We start from the raw sequence: 23916 nt of genomic DNA on the forward strand, positions 1-23916 counted from the left end.
CGGTTCCCTCACAGCACCAGGCCGGGAGCTACCCGACACCAATCCTGCTGCAACCCACACTAATCGGCTTAGTTGCAGAGCCGCCGCGGGATCGGCGATCTGGTTGGCGATGAGGACGCGGGGCACGCCGAACCGGTGGGCCACACCGGCTTGGAAGAGATTGGCGACGGTGATCGCGGCGGCGCCGGCATCGAGCTGGCGGCGCCAGAGCTCGGGGGCCATGGTGGCCTTCCCATGGGGGGCGAGGGCCAGACGCCGCTCGGCGCACCAGGCGGCCATGGAAAGGAGGTTCTGCTCAAGGGCCTGCGCCGAGAGCGTCACCACGGGGGTGGGGAGGGTGGGGGTGGGGGCCCCGAAGCGATCCACTCGGCGATGGTGAGGCCGTGGGCCGCGGCCGGGATGCCTTTGCGGCGCCAGTCGAGGACCTCGTCGTGCAGGTCGCGCAGTCGGTTCTCGTCCATGGGTCACCGCCACCAATAGGAATGTATCTTTACTATATGACCGAGAAGATCGCGATCCGCACCGACGCGGCCCCGGCCCCCGCCCACGCGTTCCCGCAGGGCGTCCGCAAAGGCCCACTGCTCACCGTCTCAGGGCAGGGCCCGGTCGATCCGGCCACCGGCGCGTACCTGCACCCCGGCGACGTGAAGGCCCAGACACGCCGCACCCTCGAGAACGTGGCGGCGATCCTCGAAGCCGGAGGCGCGAGCCTCGACGACGTGATGACCCTGCGCGTCTACCTCGCCGACCGCGAGGACTTCGCGGCGATGAACGAGGTCTACGCCGCGTTCCTCGAAGAGCGGTGCGCCGAGGGCGTCCCGTACCCGACCCGCACCACGGTGGTCTGCACGCTCCCGCGAGCCGAGATGTTGGTGGAAATCGACGCCCTGGCCTGCATAGACTGACGCTCCGTGCCAGTTGAGGGAGGCGTCGAGTGCCTGCAGTGGACATCGTGATCCGGGGAGCCGAGATCGCCGACGGGACCGGTTCGCCCCGGTACGCGGCCGAAGTCGGCGTCAAGGACGGCCGCATCGCCTCGATCGGCGAGCGCCTCGACGGCGCCAGGACGGTCGACGCCGGAGGCCTCGTCCTCGCCCCCGGGTTCATCGACATGCACGCCCACTCCGAGCTGGCGGTCCTCGCCGACCACGACCACCTCGCGAAGCTCGGCCAGGGCTGCACCCTCGAGGTCCTCGGCCAGGACGGCCTGTCCTACGCGCCCGTGGACGAGACGACCGCCCCGCAGATGTGGGAGGCCATCGCCGCGTGGAACGGCCGCCTGGACGTCGACTACGACTGGCGCACGGTCGGCGAATACCTCGACCGGCTCGATCGCGGCATCCCGACGAACGCGGCCTACCTCGTCCCCCACGGCACCGTCCGGATGCTGGCGATGGGGTGGGAGGACCGCGAGCCGACGCCCGCCGAACTCCAGGTCATGAAAGCCCATGTGGCCCAAGGCATGGAGGAGGGCGCGCTCGGGCTCTCGGCGGGCCTGAGCTACGCGCCGGGCATGTACGCCGAGACCCGCGAGCTGGTCGAATTGTGCAAGGTCGTCGCGGGCTACGGCGGCTACTTCGGCCCCCACCAGCGCAGTTACGGCGCGGGCGCGATGGAGGGCTACGCGGAGATGATCGAAATCTGCCGCGCCTCGAGCTGCGCCCTGCACCTCGCCCACGCCACCCTGAACTACGGGGTCAACGAGGGCCGGGCCGCGGAACTCCTCAAACTCGTGGACGAGGGCCTGGACGAAGGCATCCCGATCAGCCTCGACACCTACCCGTACCTGCCGGGCATGACGATGCTCGCGGCCCTGCTCCCGAGCTGGTCGGTCGCCGGAGGCTATGGGGCCCTGAAGGAACGGCTGGCCGACACCGGGACCCGGGACCGGATCCTCCATGAGCTCGACGCCGAGGGCACCGACGGCGCGAACGGCGTCCCGGTCGACTGGTCGAAGATCGAGATCGCCGGAACCGGCGACCCGGGCCTGCGCGACCTGGTGGGCCGGCGCGTGAGCGAAGCCGCCGGAACACAGCAGCCGTCCGCGTTCTTCCTCGACCTCATCGTCCGCGACGAGTTCGCCACCGCCTGCCTCATGCACGTGGGCAACGAGGAGAACGTGCGGGCGATCATGCGCCACGGCGTCCACACTGGATCAACCGACGGCGTCCTCGCCGGGGAGAAGATCCACCCGCGGGCCTGGGGTTCGTTCGCGCGCTACCTCGGCCACTACACCCGCGAGCTCGGCTTGATGAGCGTCGAGGAATGCGTGGCCCACCTGAGCGGCCGCCCGGCGGCGGTCCTCGGCCTGCGGGACCGGGGCCTCGTCAAGGAGGGCTTCGCGGCCGACCTGGTGCTCTTCGATCCCGCCACGGTCGATGCCCGGGCGACGTTCGAGCAGCCGCGGCAGCAGGCCGCGGGCGTACCGTACGTGCTGGTCAACGGGCAGATCGCGATCGCGGAAGGAAAGCGCACCGAGGCCCTCGCGGGCCGATCTGTGAGAGGCGGCGGACCGAAGGCTTGACCCCGACTCCCGGTCCACCGCCCCGGTCGTGCACCGGCGCCCCGCCGAGACGAGGTCGGGACGCCGGAAACTCTTACTTCAAACCGGAAGTGGAGAAGCCCTGCACGAAGAAGCGCTGGAAGAACAGGAAGATCAGCAACACCGGCAGGATGAACATGGTGCTGCCCGCCGCCAGCAGGTTCTGCACCGGGAAGCCCTTCTCGTTGACGTACCCGGCGGTCATCGCCACGGCCAGGGTCGTCCGGTCGGCGCTGAGCAGCAGGCTCGGCGCGACGAAGTCCCCCCAGCTGGCGGTGAACGTCAGCACCATGCAGGCGGCCAGGATCGGCCCGGACTGCGGGATGAAGATCCGCCAGAAGATCCGGACGTGGCCGCAGCCGTCGAGGATCGCCGCCTCCTCCAGCTCCTTGGGGATGCCCGCGAAGAACTGGCGGAACAGGAAGACCATGAAGGCGGCGCCGCACAGGCCCCACAGGATCCACGGCACGTAGGTGTCGACCAGGCCCATCTTGGCGAACATCAGGTAGGTCGGGATGAGCGTGATGATGCCGGGCATCATCATCGTCGAGATCAGGAGTCCGAACCAGAACTTCTTGCCCGGGGCCGAGAGCCGCGCGAAGCCGTACGCCATCCACGCCGAGGAGATGGTGGTCAGCACCGACGAGATCGTGGCGAGGATGAGCGAGTTCCGGGCGTAGCCGAGGAAGTCGATGAACGTCAGGGCATCGAGGTAGTTGTGCCACTGCGGCGTCGCGGGGAACAGCTGCACCGGGAAGACCGACAGTTCGTTCGGGGCCTTCAGTGAGGTGAGGACGAGCCATCCGAGTGGACCGGAGAAGATCACCGCGAGCGTGATCAGCGAGATGTAGAGGGCCGTCATACGGGCCCGGCGTGCGATGTCGACGTTCATCAGCCCTCCTTCCGTTCAGTGGGGTCGACGCCGCCATAGAAGACCGTGCGGTTGCCGATCTTGAACACGATGCCGGTGATGAGCAGCACGAACAGGAACAGCACCCACAGCAGTGCCGAGGCGTATCCGAAGTGGCTCTTGGCGAAGTACTCGGCGTAGACGTGCACCATGAAGAGGTAGTTGCCCTCGGGCACGGCCGTGACCGCGGCCGCGCCGTTGACCGGCGCCAGCAGCAGCGAGGGCACGAAGACCTGCAGCGAACCGATCACGCCCGTGACCACCTGGAAGAAGATGATCGGGCTGAGGATCGGCAGCGTGATCTTGAAGAACGAGTAGACCGGGCCGGCGCCGTCCACTTTGGCCGCTTCGAGCAGCTCCCTCGGCACGTCCTGCAGGGCGGCGAGGGAGATGATCATCGATCCGCCCACACCCCAGAGGATCATCAGGATCAGGACGAAGCGGGTGTACGGGTCGGCCAGCCACGAGATCGGCTCGCCCCCGGCGGCGCCGACGAGGGCGTTGGCCGCACCGGCGTTCTTGTCGAAGATGATCTTGAACGTCAGGGCCGCGGCCACGCCGGGCACTACGGCCGGCAGGTAGAACAGGGCGCGGAACAGCGTCCGGCCCCGGAAGTCGCGGTTGAGCATGACCGCCATCGCCAGGCCCGCGGCGACGCCGGTGGGCACGGTGGCGAGCATGAAGATCCCGGTGCGGCCCAGGGACGCGATGGTCTGGCTGTCCTGGAAGACCCGAACGTAGTTGTCGAAGCCCACATAGGACCAATTCGGGGAGAGCCCGTCGGTGTTCGTCAGGCTCATCCAGAACGCGTACCCCAGCGGGAACAGCGTCAGGAGGACGAACCCGGCGATCCACGGGCCGACGAACAGGTAGAACGTCCGCGTCCGTTGCCCGGCCCGACCCCGCTTGCGGCGGGGCCGGGCCGATACCGCGGGGGGAGTCTCGCGCGACGCCGAAAGCGTTGCGGTCACTTCACCAGCTCCTTGCCCTCGTCCAAGAGCGCCTGCATGTCGGTGTTGAGCGTGTCGGCCAGCGAGCCGGCGGTGGCGTCACCGTTGATGGCGTCGGGCAGGTACTGGTTGAGCACGGCGTCGAGCGCCTCGACCTTGACGTACGGGGAGAAAGTGAGGACCTTGAAGTAGTCGGCCTCGGCCTCGACTGCGGCGAGCGCCTGCTCCTGGGCGGGGGTGCCGACCGGCAGGTCCGCGCGCAGGGAGAGGAGGCTCGGCATGCCCCAGCCGCCGGCGGCCCGCTCCTTGGCGGGGTCGCCGCCCATGAACCACTCGAAGACCTGCCAGGCCTCGTCCTGGTTCTTGGAGGCCTTGGGGATCCAGTAGCCGGTGGCGCCGAAGCAGGGGCTGAGCCGCTCGCCGCCCATGGTGGGGGCGGGGGCGAGGCGGGAGGTCGCGGCGAGTTCGGCCTCGGCGCCGATGGCGCCGCCGAACCAGTAGCCGGACCAGGACTGGGCCAGGCGGCCGGTCTGGTACGGGGGCCAGTCCCAGCCGTCGGGGTTGGGTTCGACGGGGCTGAAGCCGACCTTGGCGCGGGCGTATTCGAGGTACCAGGTGAGGGCCTTCTGCCCTTCGGGCGACGAGAAGTCGATGGTGCCGAGGTCGTCGGAGAGGAGGCTGCCGCCGGCGGAGGCGGTCATGTTGGCGAGGCTGATGAACAGGCCGAGGCCGCCGGCCGAGAGGCCGTAGACGGTGGTGGTGTCGCCGTCCTTCTGGGTGAGCTCTTTGCCCATGTCGAGCCACTGGTCGTACGTGACGGGCTCGGTGTCGGAGGGGTACGCGACTCCGGCGGCGTCGAAGAGGGCGGTGTTGTACCAGAACATGGCGTCCTGGGAGTAGTCCTTCGCCATGCCGTAGCGGGGGCCTTGTCCCTGGACGGAGCCGTCGTAGCGCCACACGTCGTTGACGGGGTCGATGTCGTCCTCTTTGAGCAGTTCGCTCTTGGCGAAGTAGTCGTCCAGCGGGAGCGCCAGATCGCGGGAGACGATGTACGACGTCTCGACGGCGCCGAGGCCGCGGACCAGGTCGGGGGCGGTGCCACTGGCGAGCATCGCGGTCAGTTTGGTCGTGTCGACCTCGACGCGCTTGATCTTGAGGTCGAGTTCCTTCTCCGCGGTCTTGATGAATTCCGGGCTGAACTCGTTCTCCGGGGCCATGATCGTCAGCGTCTTCTTGCCGCCGCCTCCTCCTGCCGAAGGGGCGCAGGCGGAGAGGGCTCCGGCGGTGGCCGCGGCGGCGGCACCGGCGGCGGTGCCGCGCATCAAGCTTCGACGGGACAACGACGTCCCGAGGGATCCACGCATGGGTTTCGCCTTTCAGAAAGGGGTTCGAAAAGTCTGTGGACGAAGGCTAGCTCTCCTCGCTTAAGTTCGTCAATAGTCTTGACAAAGGTTTCTGGGCGGGCTGTATGATCGGCGCATGCCCCGGACGAAGAGCGGTTCACTCCAGTCGCTGCGCCGGGCGAACCAGGAACGGCTGCTGACCCTCTTGCTGCGCAAGGGACCTACGCACCGCGCCGAGCTCGCCCGCCGCGCGGACTTGTCGCGCACGACCGTGTCGACGATCGTTACCGAACTGATGTCGCGCGGACTCGTGATCGAGCAGGACGGCGACCCCGACGGGGACGGCCGCGCGAAGGAGACCCTCGCGATCAATCCCGGTGCGGCCGTGGCGCTCGGCCTCGACTTCACCTTCGACCACGTCTGGGTGCACCTCTCCGACTTGGCGCACAACGAGATCTCGGGCGCGGGCCGGGCCGTGGACACCGACCTTGGCTGGGCCGAGCGCATCGACGTGGCCGCCGACCTGCTCGACGGCCTCATCGCCGAGCACGGCCTCGACCGCGCCAGGTTCGTGGGCGCGGGCATCGGCCTGCCGGGCCCGATCGAGAAGGCCACCGGCATCGTCTCCACGTCGCTGCCCGACCAGCCGTGGTCCCATGTGCACGCCGCCGACGAGTTCGCCCAGCGACTGCAGCTGCCCGTGACGATCGAGAACAACACCCGGCTCGAGGCCGTGGCCGAGGCCTACAGCGGCGCGGGCCGCGGCGTGCGCGACCTCATGTACGTGGGCCTCTCGAACGGCATCGCGGCCGGGCTCATCCTCGACGGCCGGGTCTTCCGGGGCGGAGTGGGCGCCGCCGGAGAACTCGGCCACACCTCGGTCAATGTGGACGGTCCGGGGTGCCCGTGCGGCAACCGCGGCTGCCTCGTACTCCACGCCGGGATCCCCGCGGTCCTCACCGCGCTGCGACCTCACTTGGGCGCCAAGGCGACCGTGGAGGACGTGCTCGCCGCCGCCGCCTCGGGCGACCGCGCCTGCGAAGGCGTGCTGGCCGACGTCGGGCAGATGACCGGCCGGGTCCTCGCCAGCCTGTGCAACCTGCTCAACCCCGAGCGCATCGTCGTCGGCGGCGAACTCGCCCGCGCCGGCGAAGTGCTGCTCGACCCGCTGCGCACCGCGATCCGCCGGTACGCCCTCACCCTCGTGCGCGAGGTCGACGTCGTCCCCGCCGCCCTCGACCTCGGCGCCCGCGCCGGTGCCGTCGGCGGCGCGGCCCTCATCCTGCGCGAACGCCCCGGCCTGGCATCAGCGCTGGTCGCGATGACCGAGCCCGGCAAGAACGCAGGGAACGGGCGATAGGGTCGCCGAATGAATCGATTCGAGGGCAAAGTCGCCGTCGTCACCGGCGGCGCCATGGGCATCGGGGCCGCCACCGTCACACGGCTCGCCAGTGAGGGCGCGGTCGTGTACCTCGCCGACGTCGACGGCACCGCCGCAGCGGAAGTCGCCGCGACCGCAAAGGGAACCGTCCACTTCGTCCACTGCGACGTGTCCGAGCTCGCGCAGTGGAAGGCGCTCACGGAGCGGGTGATGGACGAGTACGGGCACGTCGACACGCTCGTCTCCAACGCCTACGCGCTCCGCTGGGGCGCCGCCCACGAACTTCCCGAAGAGCACTGGCACCGCGTCCTCGACGTGACCTTGAAGGCCACCTACCTCGGCATGGCCGCACTCGCCGAACAGCTCACGGCCGCATGCGGATCCGTCGTCGCCGTCTCGAGCGTGCACGCCCACGCCTCCATGCCGGGCTTCACCGCCTACGCCGCCGCCAAAGGCGGGCTCAGCGCGCTGGTGCGCCAACTCGCCGTCGAATACGCCCCGGCCGTGCGCGTCAACGCCGTCGCGCCCGGCCCCATCCGCACCCGGCAATGGGACAGCGTGGCCCCCGCGGGCATCGCGGAGGAGGCCGGACGCACCCTCGCCGGGCGCCTCGGCCGACCCGAAGAGGTCGCCTCCGCCATCGCCTTCCTCGCCTCCGATGAGGCGAGCTACATCACCGGGGCCGAACTCCCGGTCGACGGCGGCCGACTCGTCAGGCTCTCCTGACCGCTGACCCTCCACAAGAGATAGAGGTTCCCTTGAACATCGCCAGAATCGAGACCTTTCTCGTCCGACCCCGTTGGCTCTTCGTGCGCATCGAGACCGACGACGGCCTCGTCGGCTGGGGCGAGCCGATCGTCGAAGGCCGCGCCGAAGCGGTCGCCAGCGTCGTCGAAGCCCTCGCCGACCGCCTCATCGGCGCGGACGCCTCGCGCATCGAGGACCACTGGCAGGTCATGACCAAGGGCGGCTTCTACCGCGGCGGACCCGTGCTCTCCAGCGCGGTCGCCGGCATCGACCAGGCCCTGTGGGACCTCAAGGGCAAGGCCCTCGGCGTGCCGGTGTACGAGCTGCTCGGCGGCGCCGTGCGCGACACCGCCCGCGTCTACACCTGGATCGGCGGCGACTCCGCCCAGGCCCTCGCCGAAGACGCCCTGCGCGCCAAGGCGAACGGCTTCGACGCCGTCAAATGCAACGCCGCGGCCCAGCTCGGGCACATCGAGACCGCCGCCCAAGTGCACCGCATCGTCGACCAGTTCACGGAACTGCGCGCCGCCGTCGGCGACGACTTCGACTTCGCCATCGACTTCCACGGCCGCTTCTCCACCGCGATGGCCCGCCGCGTCCTGCCGCTGCTGGAACCGCTGTTCCCGCTGTTCGTGGAAGAGACCGTGCTGCCGGAATTCTCACGCGACTTGGGAGCGGTCACCGCGAGCACCTCGATCCCGATCGCCACCGGCGAGCGCCTGTACTCGCGCTGGGACTACCGCGACGTCCTGTCCACCGGCATCGCCGTCGCGCAGCCCGACCTCTCCCACGCCGGCGGCATCTCCGAGGTCCGCCGCATCGCGGCGATGGCCGAGGCCTACGACGTGGCGCTGGCCCCGCACTGCCCGCTCGGGCCGATCGCGCTCGCGGCGAGCCTCCAGGTGGACTTCGCTTCGCCGAACTTCCTCATCCAGGAGCAGAGCCTCGGCATCCACTACAACGAGGGCAACGACCTCCTCGACTACCTCGTCGACCCCTCGGTGTTCGCGTTCACCGACGGCCATGTCAAGCGCCCCACCGCACCCGGCCTGGGCATCGACATCGACGAAGCGGCGGTCCGCAAGGCCGCCAAGGACCCCCACCGCTGGCGCAACGAGATCTGGCGCCTTGAAGACGGCTCCTTCGCCGAGTGGTGACATGACCCCGGGCAAGGCGTGACGCGATACGTCATGCCTTGCCCCTCTTCACCGCCGCGACGGTTGCGGAGGGTCACTACCATGGGGCGCAACGTTATTCCCCCTCGTTCCATGGAGGACCCGTGACCGTTCCTTCTCCATACCCCGACCGAATGCCCGGCAAGACCAAAGCGGCCGTGATCATCCTGTGGATCGGCGCCGCGCTCGCCTGCGTGGGCGGCCTCCTCTTCCTGGTGGCGCTGAACTCGGTCGCCGCGTCCGACGGCGGCATCGCCACGCTCCTGATCGTGATCGTCCTGGCCAGCGGCGCGCTCAACGCGCTCTTCGCCATCGCCATCCAGAACCGCCAGAACTGGGCGCGGATCACGGCCATCGTGCTGTGCGCCATCGGGATCCCCCTCCAGGCGATCAACCTGTTCTCCGGCGACGTCTCCGCCGTACTCGGCCTGGCGCTCAACATCGTCATCATCGTCATGCTCGCCTCCGAGGAGTCGAAGGCGTGGTGCGGGCGCTGACCCGCACGTGAACGGGCCCTGCCGCATCGCGGCAGGGCCCGTTCACTTCAGGAGTGGATCAGGCCTCAGAGTCGGCGGCTCTCGGCCGTTTCAGGGCACGATAAACCCCGAGCCGCTTCGCGACTCGGGGCCTGCTTCAAACCTGGGCTACTCGAACCCGCCGAAGTCGCCTCCGCCGAAGTCCCCGCCTCCGAAATCGCCGCCGCCGAAGTCCCCGCCGGAGTCGCCGCCGGCATCCCCTCCGTCGGCGCCCGCGTCACCGGAGTCGCCACCGGCGTCGCCGCCGCTGGCGTCCCCGCCTTCGACCGCGCCCATGGCGTAAGCGGGGGCGATCATCGCGTCGATGACCATCATGCCGACGAACACGCCCGCCGCGCCCGCCAGCGCGGGCTGCCACCAAGGCGTGTTGTACCAGCCCGAGGGCACGGGACGGCCGTCGACGCGGCCGCCCGGGTAGTAGTGGCGGTTCTCGTCGCTCGGGTCGGGGGACCCGGTGTAGGTGCGGCCCTCGACCTCGGCGCTGACCGGCTCGGTGAGCGCGCCGGTGCGGCGCCGGCCGACCATCGACGGGACTTCGGGACCGGGGTCCATGTCCATCGCGGTGCGGGCGGCCCGCACGTAGAGCAGGCCTTCGATGGCGGTCTCGGCGACGAGTCGGTACTGGTTGATCGTCTTCGCGGACTCGAGCTGGGAGCCCGCGGCGGTGTAGCGCTCGCCGGCGTCGGCGAGGGCCTGACCTGCGGGGAGGTTGTCGCCTGGGGCGATGAGGTTCATGGTCTGGCCGCCGAGGCGCTCGTAGAGGCGCCTCGCTTCGGCTTCGGCGTCGGCGAGTTCGGCGAGCGCGCGCCTCTTGTTGGATTGGACCACGAACAAGATGACGACGATCGCGACGACCAGCAGGGTCAACCACAGCTCCATGTATCGAGCCTACTCGTGGCCTCACGCCTAGACTGGCCCGTATGACGTGGGTCCTATTGGCGGTGGTGTGCCTGGCGGCGGGCGGTTTCGGCGGCTGGTTCGCGGGGCGGTCGCGGCAGGCGGCGGAGCTGGCGGCGGCGACGGCGCGGCTGGAGGCCGCGGCGGACAACGAGCAGCGCCTCGAATCGACGTTGAAGGCGGTGGCGTACGAGGCGACGGACCATTCGCGGCAGGCGGTGGGGCAGGTGCTCGCGCCGATCGCGGACACGTTGGCGCGCTATGAGACGCGGCTGGGAGATGTGGAGCGGGCCCGCGTGGACGCCTACGCGCAGTTGCGGATCCAGCTTTCGGGGGTCGCGGAGACGTCGGAGGATCTGCGGGAGCAGACGGGCCGTCTGCTGGGGGCGCTGCGTTCGCCGCAGGTGCGGGGCCAGTGGGGGGAGGTGCAGTTGCGGCGGATCGTGGAGGCCGCGGGGATGGTCGAGCACTGCGATTTCTCCGAGCAGCACTCCGGGATGGTGGACGGGCGCGGTGTGCGTCCCGACCTGGTGGTGCGGTTGTCGGGCGACCGGACGCTGGTGGTGGACGCGAAGGCGCCGCTGCAGTCGTACCTGCAGGCGCTCGAGTCGGAGGACGAGGCGGGACGCGACCAGTTGTTGCGGGCGCATGCGAAGCACCTGCGGCGGCATGTGGAGGCGTTGGCGGGCAAGGAGTACTGGCGGGCGTTCGAGGACACGCCGGAGATGGTGGTGCTGTTCGTGCCGGCCGACGCGTTCTTGGACGCGGCGCTGCGCGGGGATCCGGTGCTGCTGGAGGACGCGTTCGCGAAGGGTGTGGTGATCGCCTCGCCGGCGACGCTGATGGCGCTGCTGCGGACCGTGGCGCACACGTGGCGGCAGGAGGCGTTGGCGTTGCACGCCAAGGAGGTCCACAAGTTGGGCCGGGAGCTGCACGAGCGGCTCGGCGCGGTGGCGGGTCACTTCTCGCGGCTGGGTTCGTCGCTGGAGGCGGCCGTGGGCTCCTACAACGCGGCGGTGGCGAGCGTGGAGTCGCGGCTGCTCGTGACGGCGCGGCGTTTCAGCGAGCTCGAGGTCGCGGGAGACCCGCCGGAGTCCCCTGCGCCGGTGATCACGCCGACGCGGAGGCCGAGCTGGGACGCGGCCGAGGAGATGCGCCCCTAAGGCAGTCCCCCGCCCTCCCAGGGGGGCGACCCCAGCTCAAGTCTCCCGAGCGGGTCCGACAGAAGACCGCGGATCTTACCGTCGTAAAGGAATGTGTCACCCGAAAGAGGTCGCCGGCGCTCAGACGCGACCGGCGGCCTTGAGGTCCTTGGCGAGTTCGCGCGGGAGGGAGAAGGCGATCTTCTCGGTCACCGGCTCGAACTCCTCCACGCTCGTGAAACCGCGCTCGGCCAGGTGGGCGAGCACGTCCTGCACCAGGTTGTCCGGCACCGAGGCCCCGGACGACAGGCCCACGGTGGACACTCCCTCCAGCCAGGCCTCGTCGATCTCGTGCGCGAAGTCGATCAGGTGCCCGGTCTTCGCGCCGTGCTGCACCGCGACCTCGACCAGGCGCACCGAGTTCGAGGAGTTCTTGGATCCGACCACGAGCATGACGTCGCAATCCGCCGCAATATCCTTGACCACCTGCTGGCGGTTCTGGGTCGCGTAGCAGATGTCGTCGCTCGGCGGGTTCTGGAGCATCGGCAGGCGCTTCTTGAGCCGGTCGACGGTCTCCATGGTCTCGTCGACCGAGAGCGTGGTCTGCGAGAGCCACACCACTTTCTCCGGGTCGCGGATCGTAATCCCGTCGACCGAGTCCGGCCCGTCGACGAGCTGGATGTGCTCGGGGGCCTCGCCGGAAGTGCCGATGACCTCCTCGTGGCCGTCATGGCCGATGAGCAGGATGTCGAAGTCCTCCTCCGCGTACCGCCGGGCCTCCTTGTGCACCTTGGTCACGAGGGGGCAGGTCGCGTCGATCGCCTTCAGACCGCGCTCGGCGGCCTGGTCGTGGACCTCGGGTGCCACGCCGTGCGCGGAGAAGACCACCACCGAACCCGGCGGCACCTCCTCGTTCTCCTCGACGAAGACCGCGCCCTTGCCGGCGAGGGTCTCCACCACATGCCGGTTGTGCACGATCTCCTTGCGCACGTAGACAGGCGCGCCGTAGAGCTCCAACGCCTTCTCGACGGTCACCACGGCCCGGTCCACACCCGCGCAGTACCCGCGCGGCTTGGCCAACAACACTCGCTTCGGGTCTGCCACGCCTCGATGGTAACCGGCCGCCCGGTTTCGTCACACCCTGCAGTTAGTCTGGCCACGTGACCGACGCACCGAGCAGTGCCTCCGAGCGACCAGACGCCGAGCAAGCCGCAGCAGGGCGGGCTTCTACGGGCCCGGGTGCGCCGATGAGCGCGGAGAACCCGTGGCCGCTGCGGGTCGTATCGAAGAAGATCGGCGACTGGCTCGCTCGCCTCGGCGAGGTGTGGACCGAGGGCCAGATCACCGAGATCAGCCACCGCGGCCGCACCGTCTACCTGACGCTGCGCGACCCGTCCGCCGAGGTCTCGATGCGCGTCGTCGACTTCACCGGCGCGGTCGCCGCCTGCGATCCCCCGCTGCGCGACGGCGCGCAGGTCGTCATCCGCGCCCAAGCCCAGTGGTGGGACAAGAACGGCTCGCTCTCACTGCATGTGCGCGAGATCCGGCAGGTCGGCCTCGGCGAGCTGCTCGCCCGCCTCGAACGGCTCAAGAAGCTGCTCGCCGCCGAGGGCCTGTTCGCGGCCGAGCGCAAGAAGCCGCTGCCGTTCCTGCCGTATCGGATCGGGCTCATCACCGGTCGCGCCTCTGACGCGATGCGGGATGTGCTGAAGAACGCCAAGGCCCGGCTGCCGTCCGTCGACTTCGAGGTCCGCGAGGTCGCGGTCCAGGGGCCGCGCGCGGTCAGCGAGGTGTGCGCGGCGCTCGTCGAGCTCGACCGGGACCCGGACATCGAGGTCATCGTCATCGCCCGCGGCGGCGGTTCGATGGAGGACCTGCTGCCGTTCTCGGACGAGACGCTGTGCCGGGCCGTCGCCGAAGCGGTGACTCCCGTGGTCTCGGCGATCGGGCACGAACCGGACACGCCGATCCTCGACTACGTGGCCGACTGGCGGGCCTCGACCCCGACCGAGGCCGGCAAGAAAGTGGTGCCCGACCTCGCGGAGGAGCAGCGCGGCCTGAACATCAGCCGCACCCGGCTGCGGCAGGCGTTGAACGCGATGCTGATCCACCAGTCGGACGCCTTGGCGGCGATGCGCGCCCGGCCGGTGCTCGCCAGACCGGAGACGATGCTGGAGGCCCGGGCCGAGGCGGTCGAGAACCTCGCGCACCGGATGCGGGCCCGGATGGGCTCGCGGCTGGAGCGCTCGACGGACGAACTGACGCATCTGCGGGCGCGTCTGCGCTCCCTGTCCCCGCAGTCCACACTCGACCGGGGCTACGCGATCGTGACCGACACCGAGTCGGGCGCGGTGCTGCGGGACGCGGCCGAGGCCGGGGAGGCCATCGAAGTGCGACTCGCGGCGGGGTCGCTGCGGGCGGCGGTCATACACGCGAGAGAGGAAGAGCATTGAGCACCGAGCAGCCGATGAAGCTGAGCTACGAAGAGGCCCGCGCCGAACTGGTGGCCACGGTCGAGCGCCTGGAAGCGGGCGGCGCGACCTTGGAGGAGTCCTTGAAACTGTGGGAGCGGGGCGAGAAGCTCGCCGACCTGTGCCAGTCGCACCTCGAAGGCGCGCGCGAGCGCCTGCAGGCCCGCACCGAACCCGATGCGGCGGACGAAGATTGAGACTTGAACGCCGCGTTCCCATCATCAGCCTTTAAAACGGACATCAGAGGGACTCAGTCTCGGTGAAGCTTGCGAGCCGTCGATTGGCGGAGGACGACAATGCCGCGGGGTCCGACAAGACGCGGGGTTACGTCTCGCTAAGCCCCTGTGGCCTCGGCCACGCCTTCGGCGAGTTCGGAGAGGTCGTCGGTCCCGTCGGGTTCGGCGCTGAGCACGATCGTCTCGCCGTCGAGCTCGGCCACCCACGTCTCGCCGTTCCCCGATTCGTATGCGGCCCATTCGATCCCGGCCGCCTCGACGGGGGTACCGGCACCGGTGAGGTCCTCGTCCACGTCGGCCACCGCGCCGTTGGTCTCCGCGACCTGAAGGCCGTGGCCGTCGGGCGAGTACCAGCCGGTCCGCAGCGTCACCGTCTCGCCGTCGACCGCGAGGTCGGTCGAGATCGGCTTCCACTCGTCGGAGAGCTCCGGCTCGATCGCCGCCAGGCCCAGGCTCGCCGCCGTCGCGTAGTTCTCTGTCGTGTCGACCACGCTGACCTGCCGGTCCGAGGCGAGCCACTCCCATCCGACATAGAACAGGCCGATCGGCACCAGCAGCACCGCCATCGAGAACGCCATGTCGCGCATTCGCCGCTGCTTCGGACGCGCGGGCTTGACCGCCTCAGCGTCCGCTACGGCACCGCCATCGGCCGTGCCGTCCGCAGCCTCGGCGGCACCGTCCTCGACTGCGCCTGCTTCAACAGCGCCGTCTTCCACAGCGCCGCCTGCAACCTTGACCTCTTCGGTGGACATGCCTCCATCCTGAACGACCGCCCCGCCGCCCAGCGCACCGGCCCGCCCCGGCGTGGCGCACGAGGCCCGACGCGGCCTCGGCGTTGCCAGTTCATGGCTCGCAAGCGTCGCCAAGACTGCTTGCGCAGCCGCAAGTGAGCACCGCCCCCGCACCCGGCTCCGGGTCCGCGGTTCACGCAACCGGGACGTGCCCGCCCACGATGCCGCGAATCCGACTTCCGCGCGTTCTGGCACCTGCAATAACCTTCTCCGCAGCGACATCCGCGCCCAACCGGAAGGAGCCCCCGTTGATCCTCGTGGCAGGCGAGAACATCATCGACCTCGTCCCAGCCCCCGGCGGGCAGCTGAGACCCACATGCGGCGGCGGCCCCGCGAACACCGCCGTCTCGCTCGCCCGGCGCGGCGTCCCGACCGCGCTCATCGGCGCCGTCGGCGGCGACCACTTCGGCCGCCAGATCTGGCGCCGCCACATCGCCGCGGGCGTCAACCGCGACTGGCTCCACCGCACCGACCTGTCCTCCTCGATCGGCCTCGCCATCGTCCACGAGGACGGCACCGCCGACTACGACTACTGGACCACCGGTACCGCCGACTTCGCCTGGGAAGGCCGCACCCTGCCCAAACCCGATCCGGCCCGGGTCGACCTCATCCACTTCGGCTCCCTCGCCGCCTACGTCGAGCCCTCCGCGCGCGCCATCGAGCACTGGGTGAACCGCGCCCGCCGCGCCGTCCCGATCTCCTTCGACCCGAACATCCGCCTCAGCGCCATGGGCGAACGCGCGAAGGTCGTCGAACGCACCGAACGCCTCGTCGGCCTCGCCACCCTCGTCCGCGTCTCCGAACGCGACCTCGCGCAGCTCTACCCCGACACCGCCGTGGACGAGATCGCCCGCAAATGGCTCGAAGCGGGCCCCGAACTGGTGGTCGTGACCCTCGGCGACGCAGGGTCGGTCGCCTTCCACCGCAACCACGTCACCGAGATGCCCGCCCCGCCCGTGGACGTCGTCGACCGCGTCGGCGCCGGCGACGCCTTCACCTCCGGGCTCCTCGGCTGGCTGACCTCCGCGGGCTGGATGCGCCTCGACCGCCTATCCGCCTGGGGCAACCAGGCCGTGATCGCCGCGGCCCTGCGATACGCGAGCCAGATCGCCGCCCAGGCCTGCACCGTCCCCGGCGCGCCGTGACGGCCGCCGTTCACTGAGACGAAACAAGGCCCGAGTCGACATAAGATCGTATTGTGCCTGCTCCTGAACTGCGGATCTGCCTCGACGAGACCGACCTCGAAGCGGCCCTCCGCCTCGACGCCCGGCGGGGCCTGACCTCGCACCCCAAATACCTCCCCATGCGCCTCCACTACGACGGCCGCGGTTCCACCCTCTTCGGCGAGCTCACCCGCCAGCCCGAGTACTACCAGACCCGCAGCGAACGGGCGATCCTCCACGACCGGGCCGAGGAGATCGCCGACGCGCTCGGCACCGACCCGATCTCCGTGATCGAGCTCGGCGCCGGCCGGGCCGAGAAGATCCGGCCCCTGCTGGGCGCGCTCAGCCGGGCGGGACGACTCGACGCGTTCTGGCCCTTCGACGTCGCCGAAGGCGAGGTCCGCGACGTGCTGCTCGAACTCGCCACCGCCTACCCCGACGCCCACCTCGGCGGCATCGTCGGCGACTTCACCCGCCACCTCGCGCAACTCCCCGACCACCACGACACGCGGCTCGTCGCGTTCCTCGGCGGCACCTTCGGGAACTTCACCGGCATGGAACGGAGCCAGTTCCTGCGTGACCTGCGCGAATCCCTCCGCCCCGGCGACTGGTTCCTCCTCGGCGCCGACCTCGTGAAGAACCCGGACGTGATCCTCGCGGCCTACAACGACGCCGCGGGCGTCACCGCCGAGTTCAACCGGCACGTCCTGTACGTCCTCAACCACCGGCTCGACGCCGACTTCGAACCCGACAACTTCGAGCACATCGCCCTGTGGGACAACGACACCGCCACCATCGACATGCGCCTGCGCGCCATGAAGCCCATGAAGGTGGACCTCGCGGCCCTCGACCTCGACGTCAGCTTCCGCGTGGGCGAAGAGATCCACACCGGCATCTCCACGAAGTTCCACCGCGGCGAACTCGAGAACCAGCTCCATGCCCACGGCTTCGCACCCGCGCAGTGCTGGACCGACGAACACGACTACATGGGCGTCTTCCTGGCCCGCGCGATCTGACCGGCCTGCACGCGGCCCGCGCCCGCTGATCGGGACGTGGCCCCGGCCCGGCCGGATTAAGGTGGTCGGCATGGGAGAGATCGTGCTCATCCGCCACGGCGAGACCACCTGGTCGGCCTCCGGCCAGCATACGTCCGTCACCGACCTCGAACTCACCGAGAACGGTGTGTCGCAAGCGAAAGCGCTCGCGCCGCTCCTCGCCGACCGGCACTTCGCCGCGGTCTGGTCGAGCCCGCGCAAACGGGCGCTCATCACGGCCGACCTCGCCGGCCTCGAACTCACCGCCGTCGTCCCCGACCTGGCCGAATGGGGCTACGGCGACTACGAGGGCCGCACCAGCGAGGAGATCGCAGCCGAGAACTCGGACTGGTCGCTCTGGACCGACGGCGGCAAAGGCCCCGGCGGCGAGTCCCCCGATGAGGTCACCGTCCGCCTCGACCGGGCGCTCACCGAGGCCGAACCGCTGCTGGCACGCGGCGACGTCGCGTTCATCGCACACGGCCACAGCCTCCGCGTGGCGGCGGCGAGATGGCTCGGCCGCCCGGCCCGGGACGGCCGCGATTTCAAGATCGACACCGCTTCGATCGCCGCCCTCGGCTACGAACACGGGCACCACGCGATCACCCTCTGGAACCTCACCGCGGCCGCCGCGAGCGGAACCGCCTGGCCCCCAGACGAATCGGCCGCACGATGATCCTGTCGGAAACGCGGTCGCGGCCGGTGAACTCCGGCTTCGCTCGCCGGACGGCGTCTACTCCGCGACGATCGCGGTCGTCCTACCGAGCGGCTTCAGGACCGCCAGACCACGGCTTCGATCGGCACGACACGCTCCGAGAAACGGCCCTCGGGTGCGGCGGCCGCCAGCAGGGTCCGCAGGTCGGTTTCGAAGGCGGGCAGGCGATCGGCGAACAGGTGCGGCGCCGAACTGGACAGTGAGAACACCGATGCGACGATCGCGTCGATGCCGCGATCGACGGTCCGGCCCTCGTCGATCTGGATGCGGGTCAGTTCCGTGAACCTCGCCTCCCGCATCACCTCTTCCTCGCCGCCGGCGGTTCCGCCCGCGAGTTGTCCTCGCCCGGCACGGCGAATCGGCCCGAGATAGGCGGCGACCAGATCGGCGACGTCGTCCCACGGCGGCGCGGGATGCGGCAGTGGATCGGTGTAGGGCGCGCCCCTGTGGGTGGTGGCGCTGACGTGGACCCAGGCGCCGTCCGGGGCGAGCATGTCGCGGACGCGGCGTGCCACGAGGAGCCGGTCCATCCAGTGGAAGGACTGGGCGAAGGTGGCGACTCGGAACGTGCCGAGGCCGGCCGGGAGTTCCTCGGCGCGGAGGCGGCGCCACTCCACGTTCTCGATCTCGGCTTCGGTTGCGTTGCGGCTCGCCTCGGCGAGCATGCCGGGGTCGGGATCGACTCCCACGGCGGACGCGAAGAACGGCGCGAGCAGCAGGGTCAACGACCCTGGGCCGCAACCTACGTCGAGCAGCCGACCGGTGCCGTCGAGCCCGAGCGCAGCGCGGACCGCTTCGGCGAGGCTCGGCGGGTACGGCATCCGGCCGACGCTGTAGTGGGCGGCGCTGCCGGCGAAGAGGGTCTCGTCCCACTCCCAATCGGCGGTGTCAATGGTCATTGGAGCAGTTTCCGTATCTCATCGGCGCCGGCATCGCCGATCGATTCGTAGATCGCCAGCGCTTTTCCAGTGCTCGGAGCGTTTCGGTTCGTCACTGAGGAGCGCAAGACGGTGCCCCCTCGGGCCCGGCCAGAAGTTCCGGACTTCGCCGTGGAAATCGTTGTGGTTCAAGGGGCCCGCTTTCCTCCATGAGATGCTGCTCCGGTGGACCTCGCCCATGGTCCCATACCGGTAGGCTTGCCGCAGACCTTGAACGGAGGGTGCCCGATGGATCCGATCCTGCTCACGATCGCGACCGCCGCTGCCGGGAAAGCCGCCGAGGTGCTGGCGCAGAACGGCGCGGACGTCACCCGCAAGGCCGTCGACGCGGTCCGCAGGCGTTTCGGCGGCGGGGACGCGATCGCGGGAATCGAACCGCTCGCCGCGACGATCAACGAGACCTGCGCGTCTGAACCCGAGTTCCGCTCCGAACTCGAGGGGATCATCGGCCGCCCGATCCAGGTCACCAACATCGTGAAGTTCCAGAACAACTTCCACGGCGACGGCCCGAAGAACGTGGTCCAGGCCGACACCATCAACGGCCTCACCCTCAACTGAGACGCAGCGTGTGGGGCCTCTGATAGGCTCCGGCACCCATGAGCCCTCCCCTCCTCCTGATCCGCTCGCTGCTGGTACGTGTCCCCTCGCGTTTCTGGCTGTGGGCCTTCGCGACCGCCCTCGCTGTCGACCTCGCGGCGATCAGCTTCGGCGCGGACGCCGTCCGCTGGGCGAGCAAACCCGCGTTGACGCTCCTGCTCCTCGGCTACCTGATCATCGCAACGCCACCGGGCCTGCGACCTGCCCGCCTATTTGGCCTGGGCCTCCTGCTGGCCTGCGCGGCCGACATCGCGCTGCTGGTGGATGGCACGGTCGCGTTCCTGGTGGGCATGGGCCTGTTCGGGTTCATGCAGATCACCTACTTTGTGGTGTTCATTCGCTTGGGCGCGTTGCCGATCCTGCGCCGCCGCTGGATGATCCCGGGCGGCTATCTGGTGGTCTGGCTGGTGGCCAACGTGGTGCTGTGGCCTCGCCTCGAGGCACTGGCTGTGCCGGTCGCTGTCTACAGCCTGCTCCTGGTGGCGATGGCCGCGGCGGCAAGCGGCCTCGGCCGTTTTGCGGCCGCGGGTGGACTGCTGTTCGTGGTCTCGGACCTGCTGCTGGGCCTCGGCGTGGCCGGTATCGAACTCCCGCTGCAGGACCAAGCGGTGATGACGACTTACGCGGCGGCGCAGCTGCTGCTGGTCCTCGGCACGATCAAAGCCCTGCCCGCGACGCCCCCGCCGGGCCCTGGGGCGCATTAGAGTCGATTCATGAAACGCGTCTTGTGGCTGATCGCCTTCGTCGTGGGCGGGTACTTCATCGTGCGGGCCATGATGGAGCCGTTCGTGATCGACTTCTCCGACCCGTCGAGCTACGAGAACGACTGGGGCGGCCCGAGCCTCTTCGGCGTCCTCCTCGTCCACATGGGCCCGGGAGTTCTCGCGGCTGCCCTCATCATCTACGGGCTCAGGAAGTCCAACAAGCGAAGCGAAGAGGACTCCCCGGAAGCCTGACCGCGATAGGGCTCGGCCGAAGGGCAGAGGCTGTCCCGCTGTTGATTCCGTAGCGACCGGCTGCTGGGAGATTCGCGCGCCGGGCTATTGGCCCGGGGCAGTTCGCGACTCTCACCGGCACCGGTCAGCTGTCGCGCTTGAGCTCGATCCCCGCGGCAACGCCTGTCGCCGTACGGCGCTGTTTGTCAACGCGCTGGAGTACCACCGCGACGACGACCAGTGCTGCTTCGACCAGGATCGAGACCAACGCGAGCGGGCCGTTCGCGGAGGTGAGGGCGATGGCGATCACGACGGCGCCGATTACCATGACCGGCATCAGGGCGAGAGCCGCGCGGTTGCGGCGGAAGTGCTCCTGCGAGGTGTCCATCATGTTCTCCGCGATCGCCTGGCGCGGGCGCAGGATGATCTGGACCGGCCACAGGACGACGACGAAGAGCACGATCGCCAGCAGGAGCCCGGCGGCGTACCCGAGAAGGCCGAACAGGATCGAGGGCGCGGGCGGCCCGTCGACGGCGAACCAGTAATGCCACTTGTCCCGTGCCTGCGCCGCGGCGACCGCGCCCGTTGCGCGCATGACGGTCTCGGTGGCGCCCATGGCGATCACCGCCCCGAGCGCGCCGAAGAACGGGAACGCGAACCAGCGCGGCTTCACAGTGGCCATCGACAGGTCCCGGTCTCGTCGCCACGCGAGTTCGAGTGTGGGGAAGGCGCCCGCCACGGCGGGGCCGAGGAACATGAGCCAGCTGAGGGGGCGCACGCCCTCGGTGTCGCCGACGGCGGTGGCCAGGCCCCAGGCGCTCGCGAGTGCCCCGGCGACAGCGACGATCCTTGCCGGGATGCTGTAGTTGACCGCGAGCCAGCCGCGGAGGGTCCGCGTCTCGGGAGGGTCTTGTCCGGGGGCAGCCATTTCGCGATGGTATCAACGGCCGGCCAGCGGCCCAGGTGACAATCTGCCACGGCTTCTGGGCGCGCTACCGCAAACGGAACCTGCTGCTGGAGTTCATCGCACGCTTCGCTCGTGGCCGCCTCGCGGATTCGCTTCGATTGCGCCACAGGCAGTCAGCGAAGTCGAGGTGAGAGCGAGCTGAGGGTGTGATGCCGAGGCGAGGTCGGTCGCCGCGAACGGCTGGGGCGGCGCTGGTCGCCGTTGCCTGACGGATCGCGCGGGGCCGGTCGACGCTGCCCGCGCAGCCGCGGGGCGGTAACGGTCGCCGGTTCCCACTCGGCCGCGATTCGGGTCGGCTTCAAGCCGTCAGCGACAGTGAGGCGCGGGTTGAGCGGGAAGTATGTGGCCGGGTCGCGGTCAGGTGGAGTTGGAGCCGAGCCGAATGGGCGGTGCCGGTCGTCAGCGACTCTCGGTCTCACTGTGCTTGCGCCGCAAGCAATCAGCGACGGCAAGGCGGGAGTGCTCCCGGGGTGTACCGCCGAGGCCAGGCCGGAATCGGGAAGAGCTGGGGCGCCGAGCCGACCGGGCGGTGCCGGTCGCTGACACCCTCGCAGTCGCGTTTTACTTGTGCCGCAAGCAGTCAGCACTGGCGGGGACGGCGCCGGGCCTGGGTCGTGTGCTCGGGGCCGGGCTGGCCGATGTCGCCGCCGGGCTGGGTGCGTGTCGGTCGGTGCGGCCTGTTCGGACCCGTTCCGGTTGGGTTGCAGCCAGTTGGCGACGGTCCGGTCAGAACCGGTCCCGATGTTCGGGGCGGCGGTGATGGCCGCCGCGCCCTCCCCGGTGCCAGTCGCCGCGCTCAGGGCAGCCCGGCTCGCCGTGGCGGTGCCAGTCGGTGCCGCCTGCCCGGTTGGGCGGGTTCGTTCCCGCCGCCGAGCACCCGGCGGGGTCGTGTCGGTCGCATCAGTCATGGTCGTGTCGGTCATGGTGTGTTCACCTCCTTCGTGCATGGTCGGTTCGGGTGTCGGGCCTGGTAGGTCGGGTCGCTGTTGATCGTGGTCGCGAACCCAGGGATCGTCGTGCCGTTGGCGGCCTGCTCCATCAGGCGCCTGTGCGCTTGCTGTCGTTGTCGTGACCGGCCGGATTGCCACGGGCCGTTCGTGTCCGGCAGGGAACCACACCCACCGGTCGCCGTCGGCCGGTCCATACCTGCGAGGACCCGTCACCTAAAGCAATGGCACAAGCAAGGAAGCAGATCTGTCCAGCTCCCAATCTGGCTGGCGCAACTTGGCTTCTACGAGGTGAACGGAGTATCTGGCCAGAGGCTCATGTCGTAGTCTGCTTACCACCAGACTCTACGTTCATCTGCTCGGATTTCGCATCCTTGTACGTACCTTCAATTATCCGCAACCCCAGACCACGCGGCAACACCCACACGGTGCGAAAGGCTTCATGTTCCCCGCCCCCACCACCACCAGAACCGCTGCGCCCCAACCCAAACCGACCCGCCACCCGAGAACCGACCCCACCCATCCACCTCCTCGTCGCCGCCCGCTCGAACAGCGAACCCCACCATCCCGGGATGAGGCCCCGAGGCGTACTCCAGGCCAGGTCGAGTTCGCGAGCCGAGGCAGCCCGATGAATATGGACCTCGCATCTCGTCTATATGAGTGCGGCCTCCTGGCCGCCATATCAACGGGAGTAACGCATGTCGGAGAACGTCAAACTCGGAGTCGAGCACTTCGGCGATACAGCTGCGCCCCTCGTACTACTGGCGGGCGGCACGACCATGCTCTCCTGGCCCGACTCGCTCTGCCAGGCACTTGCGCGCGGCGGGCGTCACGTAGTGCGCTACGACCTGCGCGACTCCGGGGAGTCGACGACCGTCGACCCCGAGGCGCCCGCATATACGTTGCGGGACTTGGCCGCTGACGCCGCCGCGCTCGCCCGCGAGCTCGACGACCGTCCTGCGCACCTAGCCGGCATCGGCGTCGGGGGCATGGTCGCCCAGGTCGCCGCGCTCGACCACCCGAAGGCGTTCTCGGCCCTCACGCTTGCCGGAACTCGGCCCGTCGCGCCCGGGCCGGTACAAGGACCTGCCCGACCACGACGCCGCGACGATGGGCCGACTGTTCGCGCGCCCGATGCCCGACTGGTCCGACCGCACCGCTGTAGCCCGGTTCGCCGCTGCCGGGGCGGAGATCCTCGGCGACGACCCCGCCGCGGCACGCGTGAGGGCCGAACGCATTTTCGACCGCACTCCGAGCACGGAGCCCGCGGTCCAGATGGCCAATCAGTTGGGCACGGTCTTCGCCAGACTCGACTGCCAACCGCGCTGGCGCGAGCGCCTGCCCGAGCTTGCGATGCCGACACTGGTGGTGCACGGTCGTCACAACCGGTTCTTCCCGGTCGGGAACGGCGAGGCGCTCGCGCGCGAGATCCCCGACGCTCGGCTGCTGGTGCTCGAACAGGCCGCGACAGCCATCCCTGACGCGGCCGCCGACGAGGT

The 23916-nt window shown here is 69.7% G+C and carries 25 protein-coding genes and 1 pseudogene; 16 read left to right on the forward strand and 10 right to left on the reverse strand.

Going from position 1 to position 23916, the window contains the following annotated elements; genetic code table 11:
- A pseudogene (locus ACFO8M_RS25635) lies at nucleotides 1–324 on the reverse strand (hypothetical protein); the annotation flags it as partial.
- Nucleotides 318–461: a hypothetical protein gene (locus tag ACFO8M_RS25640; protein ID WP_387980823.1), complete on the reverse strand. Its 144-nt coding sequence runs from the start codon at nucleotides 459–461 to the stop codon at nucleotides 318–320. The pseudogene ACFO8M_RS25635 and the gene ACFO8M_RS25640, both read right to left, overlap by 7 nt.
- Before the next feature lie 36 nt (nucleotides 462–497).
- On the opposite strand from ACFO8M_RS25640, the gene ACFO8M_RS25645 reads away from it, so the two are divergent.
- Nucleotides 498–905, forward strand: a complete 408-nt coding sequence (locus ACFO8M_RS25645; protein WP_387980824.1) for a RidA family protein — start codon at nucleotides 498–500, stop codon at nucleotides 903–905.
- A 38-nt stretch (nucleotides 906–943) separates the two neighbouring features.
- Entirely contained in the window at nucleotides 944–2524 is a 1581-nt protein-coding gene (locus ACFO8M_RS25650; RefSeq protein ID WP_387981038.1) for an N-acyl-D-amino-acid deacylase family protein, read from the forward strand.
- A 73-nt stretch (nucleotides 2525–2597) separates the two neighbouring features.
- Here the strand turns inward: ACFO8M_RS25650 and ACFO8M_RS25655 are convergent, their stop codons facing one another.
- Genes ACFO8M_RS25655 through ACFO8M_RS25665 form a run of 3 tightly spaced genes read right to left on the reverse strand, consistent with a single transcriptional unit; the run spans nucleotide 2598 to nucleotide 5724 of the window.
- Nucleotides 2598–3434 carry a carbohydrate ABC transporter permease gene (locus ACFO8M_RS25655; RefSeq protein ID WP_387980825.1) on the reverse strand — a complete coding sequence of 279 codons (837 nt, stop codon included), beginning with the start codon at nucleotides 3432–3434 and terminating at the stop codon, nucleotides 2598–2600.
- The gene (locus tag ACFO8M_RS25660) at nucleotides 3434–4423 is read right to left on the reverse strand and encodes a carbohydrate ABC transporter permease (protein WP_387980827.1); all 990 of its coding nucleotides are present in this window, start codon (nucleotides 4421–4423) and stop codon (nucleotides 3434–3436) included. Before ACFO8M_RS25660 ends, ACFO8M_RS25655 begins: the two co-directional genes overlap by 1 nt.
- Nucleotides 4420–5724, reverse strand: coding sequence for an extracellular solute-binding protein (locus ACFO8M_RS25665; RefSeq protein ID WP_387981039.1), 1305 nt, complete (start codon nucleotides 5722–5724; stop codon nucleotides 4420–4422). Before ACFO8M_RS25665 ends, ACFO8M_RS25660 begins: the two co-directional genes overlap by 4 nt.
- Before the next feature lie 157 nt (nucleotides 5725–5881).
- Here ACFO8M_RS25665 and ACFO8M_RS25670 point away from each other — a divergent pair, with 157 nt between their 5' ends.
- From ACFO8M_RS25670 to ACFO8M_RS25685, 4 genes are all read left to right on the forward strand, one after another.
- Nucleotides 5882–7105, forward strand: a complete 1224-nt coding sequence (locus tag ACFO8M_RS25670) for an ROK family transcriptional regulator (RefSeq protein WP_387980828.1) — start codon at nucleotides 5882–5884, stop codon at nucleotides 7103–7105.
- Between the two features lie 9 nt (nucleotides 7106–7114).
- A complete protein-coding gene (locus ACFO8M_RS25675) occupies nucleotides 7115–7852 on the forward strand; it encodes an SDR family NAD(P)-dependent oxidoreductase (protein ID WP_387980829.1) in 738 nt (245 codons plus the stop codon).
- Between the two features lie 32 nt (nucleotides 7853–7884).
- A complete protein-coding gene (gene dgoD / locus ACFO8M_RS25680) occupies nucleotides 7885–9030 on the forward strand; it encodes a galactonate dehydratase (protein ID WP_387980830.1) in 1146 nt (381 codons plus the stop codon).
- A 152-nt stretch (nucleotides 9031–9182) separates the two neighbouring features.
- Nucleotides 9183–9545: a hypothetical protein gene (locus ACFO8M_RS25685; protein ID WP_387980832.1), complete on the forward strand. Its 363-nt coding sequence runs from the start codon at nucleotides 9183–9185 to the stop codon at nucleotides 9543–9545.
- Nucleotides 9546–9692: 147 nt separating this feature from the next.
- On the opposite strand, the gene ACFO8M_RS25690 is transcribed toward ACFO8M_RS25685, so the two are convergent.
- Nucleotides 9693–10463, reverse strand: coding sequence for a hypothetical protein (locus ACFO8M_RS25690; RefSeq protein ID WP_387980834.1), 771 nt, complete (start codon nucleotides 10461–10463; stop codon nucleotides 9693–9695).
- 41 nt (nucleotides 10464–10504) lie between these two features.
- On the opposite strand from ACFO8M_RS25690, the gene ACFO8M_RS25695 reads away from it, so the two are divergent.
- A complete protein-coding gene (locus ACFO8M_RS25695) occupies nucleotides 10505–11644 on the forward strand; it encodes a DNA recombination protein RmuC (protein WP_387980836.1) in 1140 nt (379 codons plus the stop codon).
- A gap of 120 nt (nucleotides 11645–11764) precedes the next feature.
- Here the strand turns inward: ACFO8M_RS25695 and ACFO8M_RS25700 are convergent, their stop codons facing one another.
- Nucleotides 11765–12727 (reverse strand): 4-hydroxy-3-methylbut-2-enyl diphosphate reductase, encoded by a 963-nt coding sequence (locus ACFO8M_RS25700; protein ID WP_387980837.1) that lies wholly within the window; start codon nucleotides 12725–12727, stop codon nucleotides 11765–11767.
- A gap of 143 nt (nucleotides 12728–12870) precedes the next feature.
- Between ACFO8M_RS25700 and xseA the strand changes: the two genes are divergently transcribed.
- Together xseA and ACFO8M_RS25710 are read left to right on the forward strand one after the other, a co-directional pair.
- Entirely contained in the window at nucleotides 12871–14076 is a 1206-nt protein-coding gene (gene xseA, locus ACFO8M_RS25705) for an exodeoxyribonuclease VII large subunit (protein ID WP_387980839.1), read from the forward strand.
- A gap of 14 nt (nucleotides 14077–14090) precedes the next feature.
- Nucleotides 14091–14291, forward strand: a complete 201-nt coding sequence (locus tag ACFO8M_RS25710) for an exodeoxyribonuclease VII small subunit (protein WP_387981041.1) — start codon at nucleotides 14091–14093, stop codon at nucleotides 14289–14291.
- 137 nt (nucleotides 14292–14428) lie between these two features.
- Here the strand turns inward: ACFO8M_RS25710 and ACFO8M_RS25715 are convergent, their stop codons facing one another.
- The gene (locus tag ACFO8M_RS25715) at nucleotides 14429–15082 is read right to left on the reverse strand and encodes a DUF4245 family protein (RefSeq protein WP_387980840.1); all 654 of its coding nucleotides are present in this window, start codon (nucleotides 15080–15082) and stop codon (nucleotides 14429–14431) included.
- A gap of 296 nt (nucleotides 15083–15378) precedes the next feature.
- Here ACFO8M_RS25715 and ACFO8M_RS25720 point away from each other — a divergent pair, with 296 nt between their 5' ends.
- The 3 genes from ACFO8M_RS25720 to ACFO8M_RS25730 all read left to right on the forward strand — a co-directional run bounded on the left by ACFO8M_RS25720 (nucleotide 15379) and on the right by ACFO8M_RS25730 (nucleotide 17994).
- Nucleotides 15379–16266 (forward strand): carbohydrate kinase family protein, encoded by an 888-nt coding sequence (locus ACFO8M_RS25720; RefSeq protein ID WP_387981043.1) that lies wholly within the window; start codon nucleotides 15379–15381, stop codon nucleotides 16264–16266.
- 53 nt (nucleotides 16267–16319) lie between these two features.
- Nucleotides 16320–17300, forward strand: coding sequence for an L-histidine N(alpha)-methyltransferase (egtD, locus tag ACFO8M_RS25725; protein ID WP_387980842.1), 981 nt, complete (start codon nucleotides 16320–16322; stop codon nucleotides 17298–17300).
- Nucleotides 17301–17370: 70 nt separating this feature from the next.
- Nucleotides 17371–17994 (forward strand): histidine phosphatase family protein, encoded by a 624-nt coding sequence (locus tag ACFO8M_RS25730; RefSeq protein ID WP_387980844.1) that lies wholly within the window; start codon nucleotides 17371–17373, stop codon nucleotides 17992–17994.
- Between the two features lie 95 nt (nucleotides 17995–18089).
- On the opposite strand, the gene ACFO8M_RS25735 is transcribed toward ACFO8M_RS25730, so the two are convergent.
- On the reverse strand, nucleotides 18090–18932 hold the full coding sequence (locus tag ACFO8M_RS25735) for a class I SAM-dependent methyltransferase (RefSeq protein ID WP_387980845.1): 843 nt from the start codon (nucleotides 18930–18932) through the stop codon (nucleotides 18090–18092).
- A gap of 267 nt (nucleotides 18933–19199) precedes the next feature.
- On the opposite strand from ACFO8M_RS25735, the gene ACFO8M_RS25740 reads away from it, so the two are divergent.
- Genes ACFO8M_RS25740 through ACFO8M_RS25750 form a run of 3 tightly spaced genes read left to right on the forward strand, consistent with a single transcriptional unit; the run spans nucleotide 19200 to nucleotide 20524 of the window.
- Nucleotides 19200–19529 (forward strand): hypothetical protein, encoded by a 330-nt coding sequence (locus tag ACFO8M_RS25740; protein WP_387980847.1) that lies wholly within the window; start codon nucleotides 19200–19202, stop codon nucleotides 19527–19529.
- Between the two features lie 38 nt (nucleotides 19530–19567).
- Complete coding sequence (locus ACFO8M_RS25745) at nucleotides 19568–20272, forward strand: lysoplasmalogenase family protein (protein WP_387980849.1); 705 nt, start codon at nucleotides 19568–19570, stop codon at nucleotides 20270–20272.
- A gap of 9 nt (nucleotides 20273–20281) precedes the next feature.
- Entirely contained in the window at nucleotides 20282–20524 is a 243-nt protein-coding gene (locus tag ACFO8M_RS25750) for a hypothetical protein (RefSeq protein WP_387980850.1), read from the forward strand.
- A 124-nt stretch (nucleotides 20525–20648) separates the two neighbouring features.
- Here ACFO8M_RS25750 and ACFO8M_RS25755 read toward each other — a convergent pair whose 3' ends face one another.
- Nucleotides 20649–21431 (reverse strand): hypothetical protein, encoded by a 783-nt coding sequence (locus ACFO8M_RS25755; protein WP_387980852.1) that lies wholly within the window; start codon nucleotides 21429–21431, stop codon nucleotides 20649–20651.
- A gap of 1765 nt (nucleotides 21432–23196) precedes the next feature.
- On the opposite strand from ACFO8M_RS25755, the gene ACFO8M_RS25760 reads away from it, so the two are divergent.
- On the forward strand, nucleotides 23197–23898 hold the full coding sequence (locus ACFO8M_RS25760) for an alpha/beta fold hydrolase (RefSeq protein WP_387981044.1): 702 nt from the start codon (nucleotides 23197–23199) through the stop codon (nucleotides 23896–23898).
- The last annotated feature ends 18 nt before the right edge of the window (nucleotides 23899–23916 follow it).

This window comes from Glycomyces rhizosphaerae (assembly GCF_042647865.1).
Lineage (GTDB): Bacteria > Actinomycetota > Actinomycetes > Mycobacteriales > Micromonosporaceae > Glycomyces > Glycomyces rhizosphaerae.

Coding starts and splice junctions, on each gene's coding strand:
- ACFO8M_RS25760 (WP_387981044.1), top strand. CDS start 23,197: ATGCTCTCCTGGCCCGACTCGCTCTGCCAGGCACTTGCGCGCGGCGGG.
- ACFO8M_RS25670 (WP_387980828.1), top strand. CDS start 5,882: ATGCCCCGGACGAAGAGCGGTTCACTCCAGTCGCTGCGCCGGGCGAAC.
- ACFO8M_RS25675 (WP_387980829.1), top strand. CDS start 7,115: ATGAATCGATTCGAGGGCAAAGTCGCCGTCGTCACCGGCGGCGCCATG.
- ACFO8M_RS25735 (WP_387980845.1), bottom strand. CDS start 18,932: ATGACCATTGACACCGCCGATTGGGAGTGGGACGAGACCCTCTTCGCC.
- ACFO8M_RS25745 (WP_387980849.1), top strand. CDS start 19,568: ATGAGCCCTCCCCTCCTCCTGATCCGCTCGCTGCTGGTACGTGTCCCC.
- ACFO8M_RS25665 (WP_387981039.1), bottom strand. CDS start 5,724: ATGCGCGGCACCGCCGCCGGTGCCGCCGCCGCGGCCACCGCCGGAGCC.
- ACFO8M_RS25750 (WP_387980850.1), top strand. CDS start 20,282: ATGAAACGCGTCTTGTGGCTGATCGCCTTCGTCGTGGGCGGGTACTTC.
- ACFO8M_RS25690 (WP_387980834.1), bottom strand. CDS start 10,463: ATGGAGCTGTGGTTGACCCTGCTGGTCGTCGCGATCGTCGTCATCTTG.
- ACFO8M_RS25730 (WP_387980844.1), top strand. CDS start 17,371: ATGGGAGAGATCGTGCTCATCCGCCACGGCGAGACCACCTGGTCGGCC.
- ACFO8M_RS25715 (WP_387980840.1), bottom strand. CDS start 15,082: ATGTCCACCGAAGAGGTCAAGGTTGCAGGCGGCGCTGTGGAAGACGGC.
- ACFO8M_RS25640 (WP_387980823.1), bottom strand. CDS start 461: ATGGACGAGAACCGACTGCGCGACCTGCACGACGAGGTCCTCGACTGG.
- ACFO8M_RS25645 (WP_387980824.1), top strand. CDS start 498: ATGACCGAGAAGATCGCGATCCGCACCGACGCGGCCCCGGCCCCCGCC.
- ACFO8M_RS25685 (WP_387980832.1), top strand. CDS start 9,183: ATGCCCGGCAAGACCAAAGCGGCCGTGATCATCCTGTGGATCGGCGCC.
- ACFO8M_RS25710 (WP_387981041.1), top strand. CDS start 14,091: ATGAAGCTGAGCTACGAAGAGGCCCGCGCCGAACTGGTGGCCACGGTC.
- ACFO8M_RS25655 (WP_387980825.1), bottom strand. CDS start 3,434: ATGAACGTCGACATCGCACGCCGGGCCCGTATGACGGCCCTCTACATC.
- ACFO8M_RS25755 (WP_387980852.1), bottom strand. CDS start 21,431: ATGGCTGCCCCCGGACAAGACCCTCCCGAGACGCGGACCCTCCGCGGC.
- xseA (WP_387980839.1), top strand. CDS start 12,871: ATGAGCGCGGAGAACCCGTGGCCGCTGCGGGTCGTATCGAAGAAGATC.
- ACFO8M_RS25740 (WP_387980847.1), top strand. CDS start 19,200: ATGGATCCGATCCTGCTCACGATCGCGACCGCCGCTGCCGGGAAAGCC.
- ACFO8M_RS25695 (WP_387980836.1), top strand. CDS start 10,505: ATGACGTGGGTCCTATTGGCGGTGGTGTGCCTGGCGGCGGGCGGTTTC.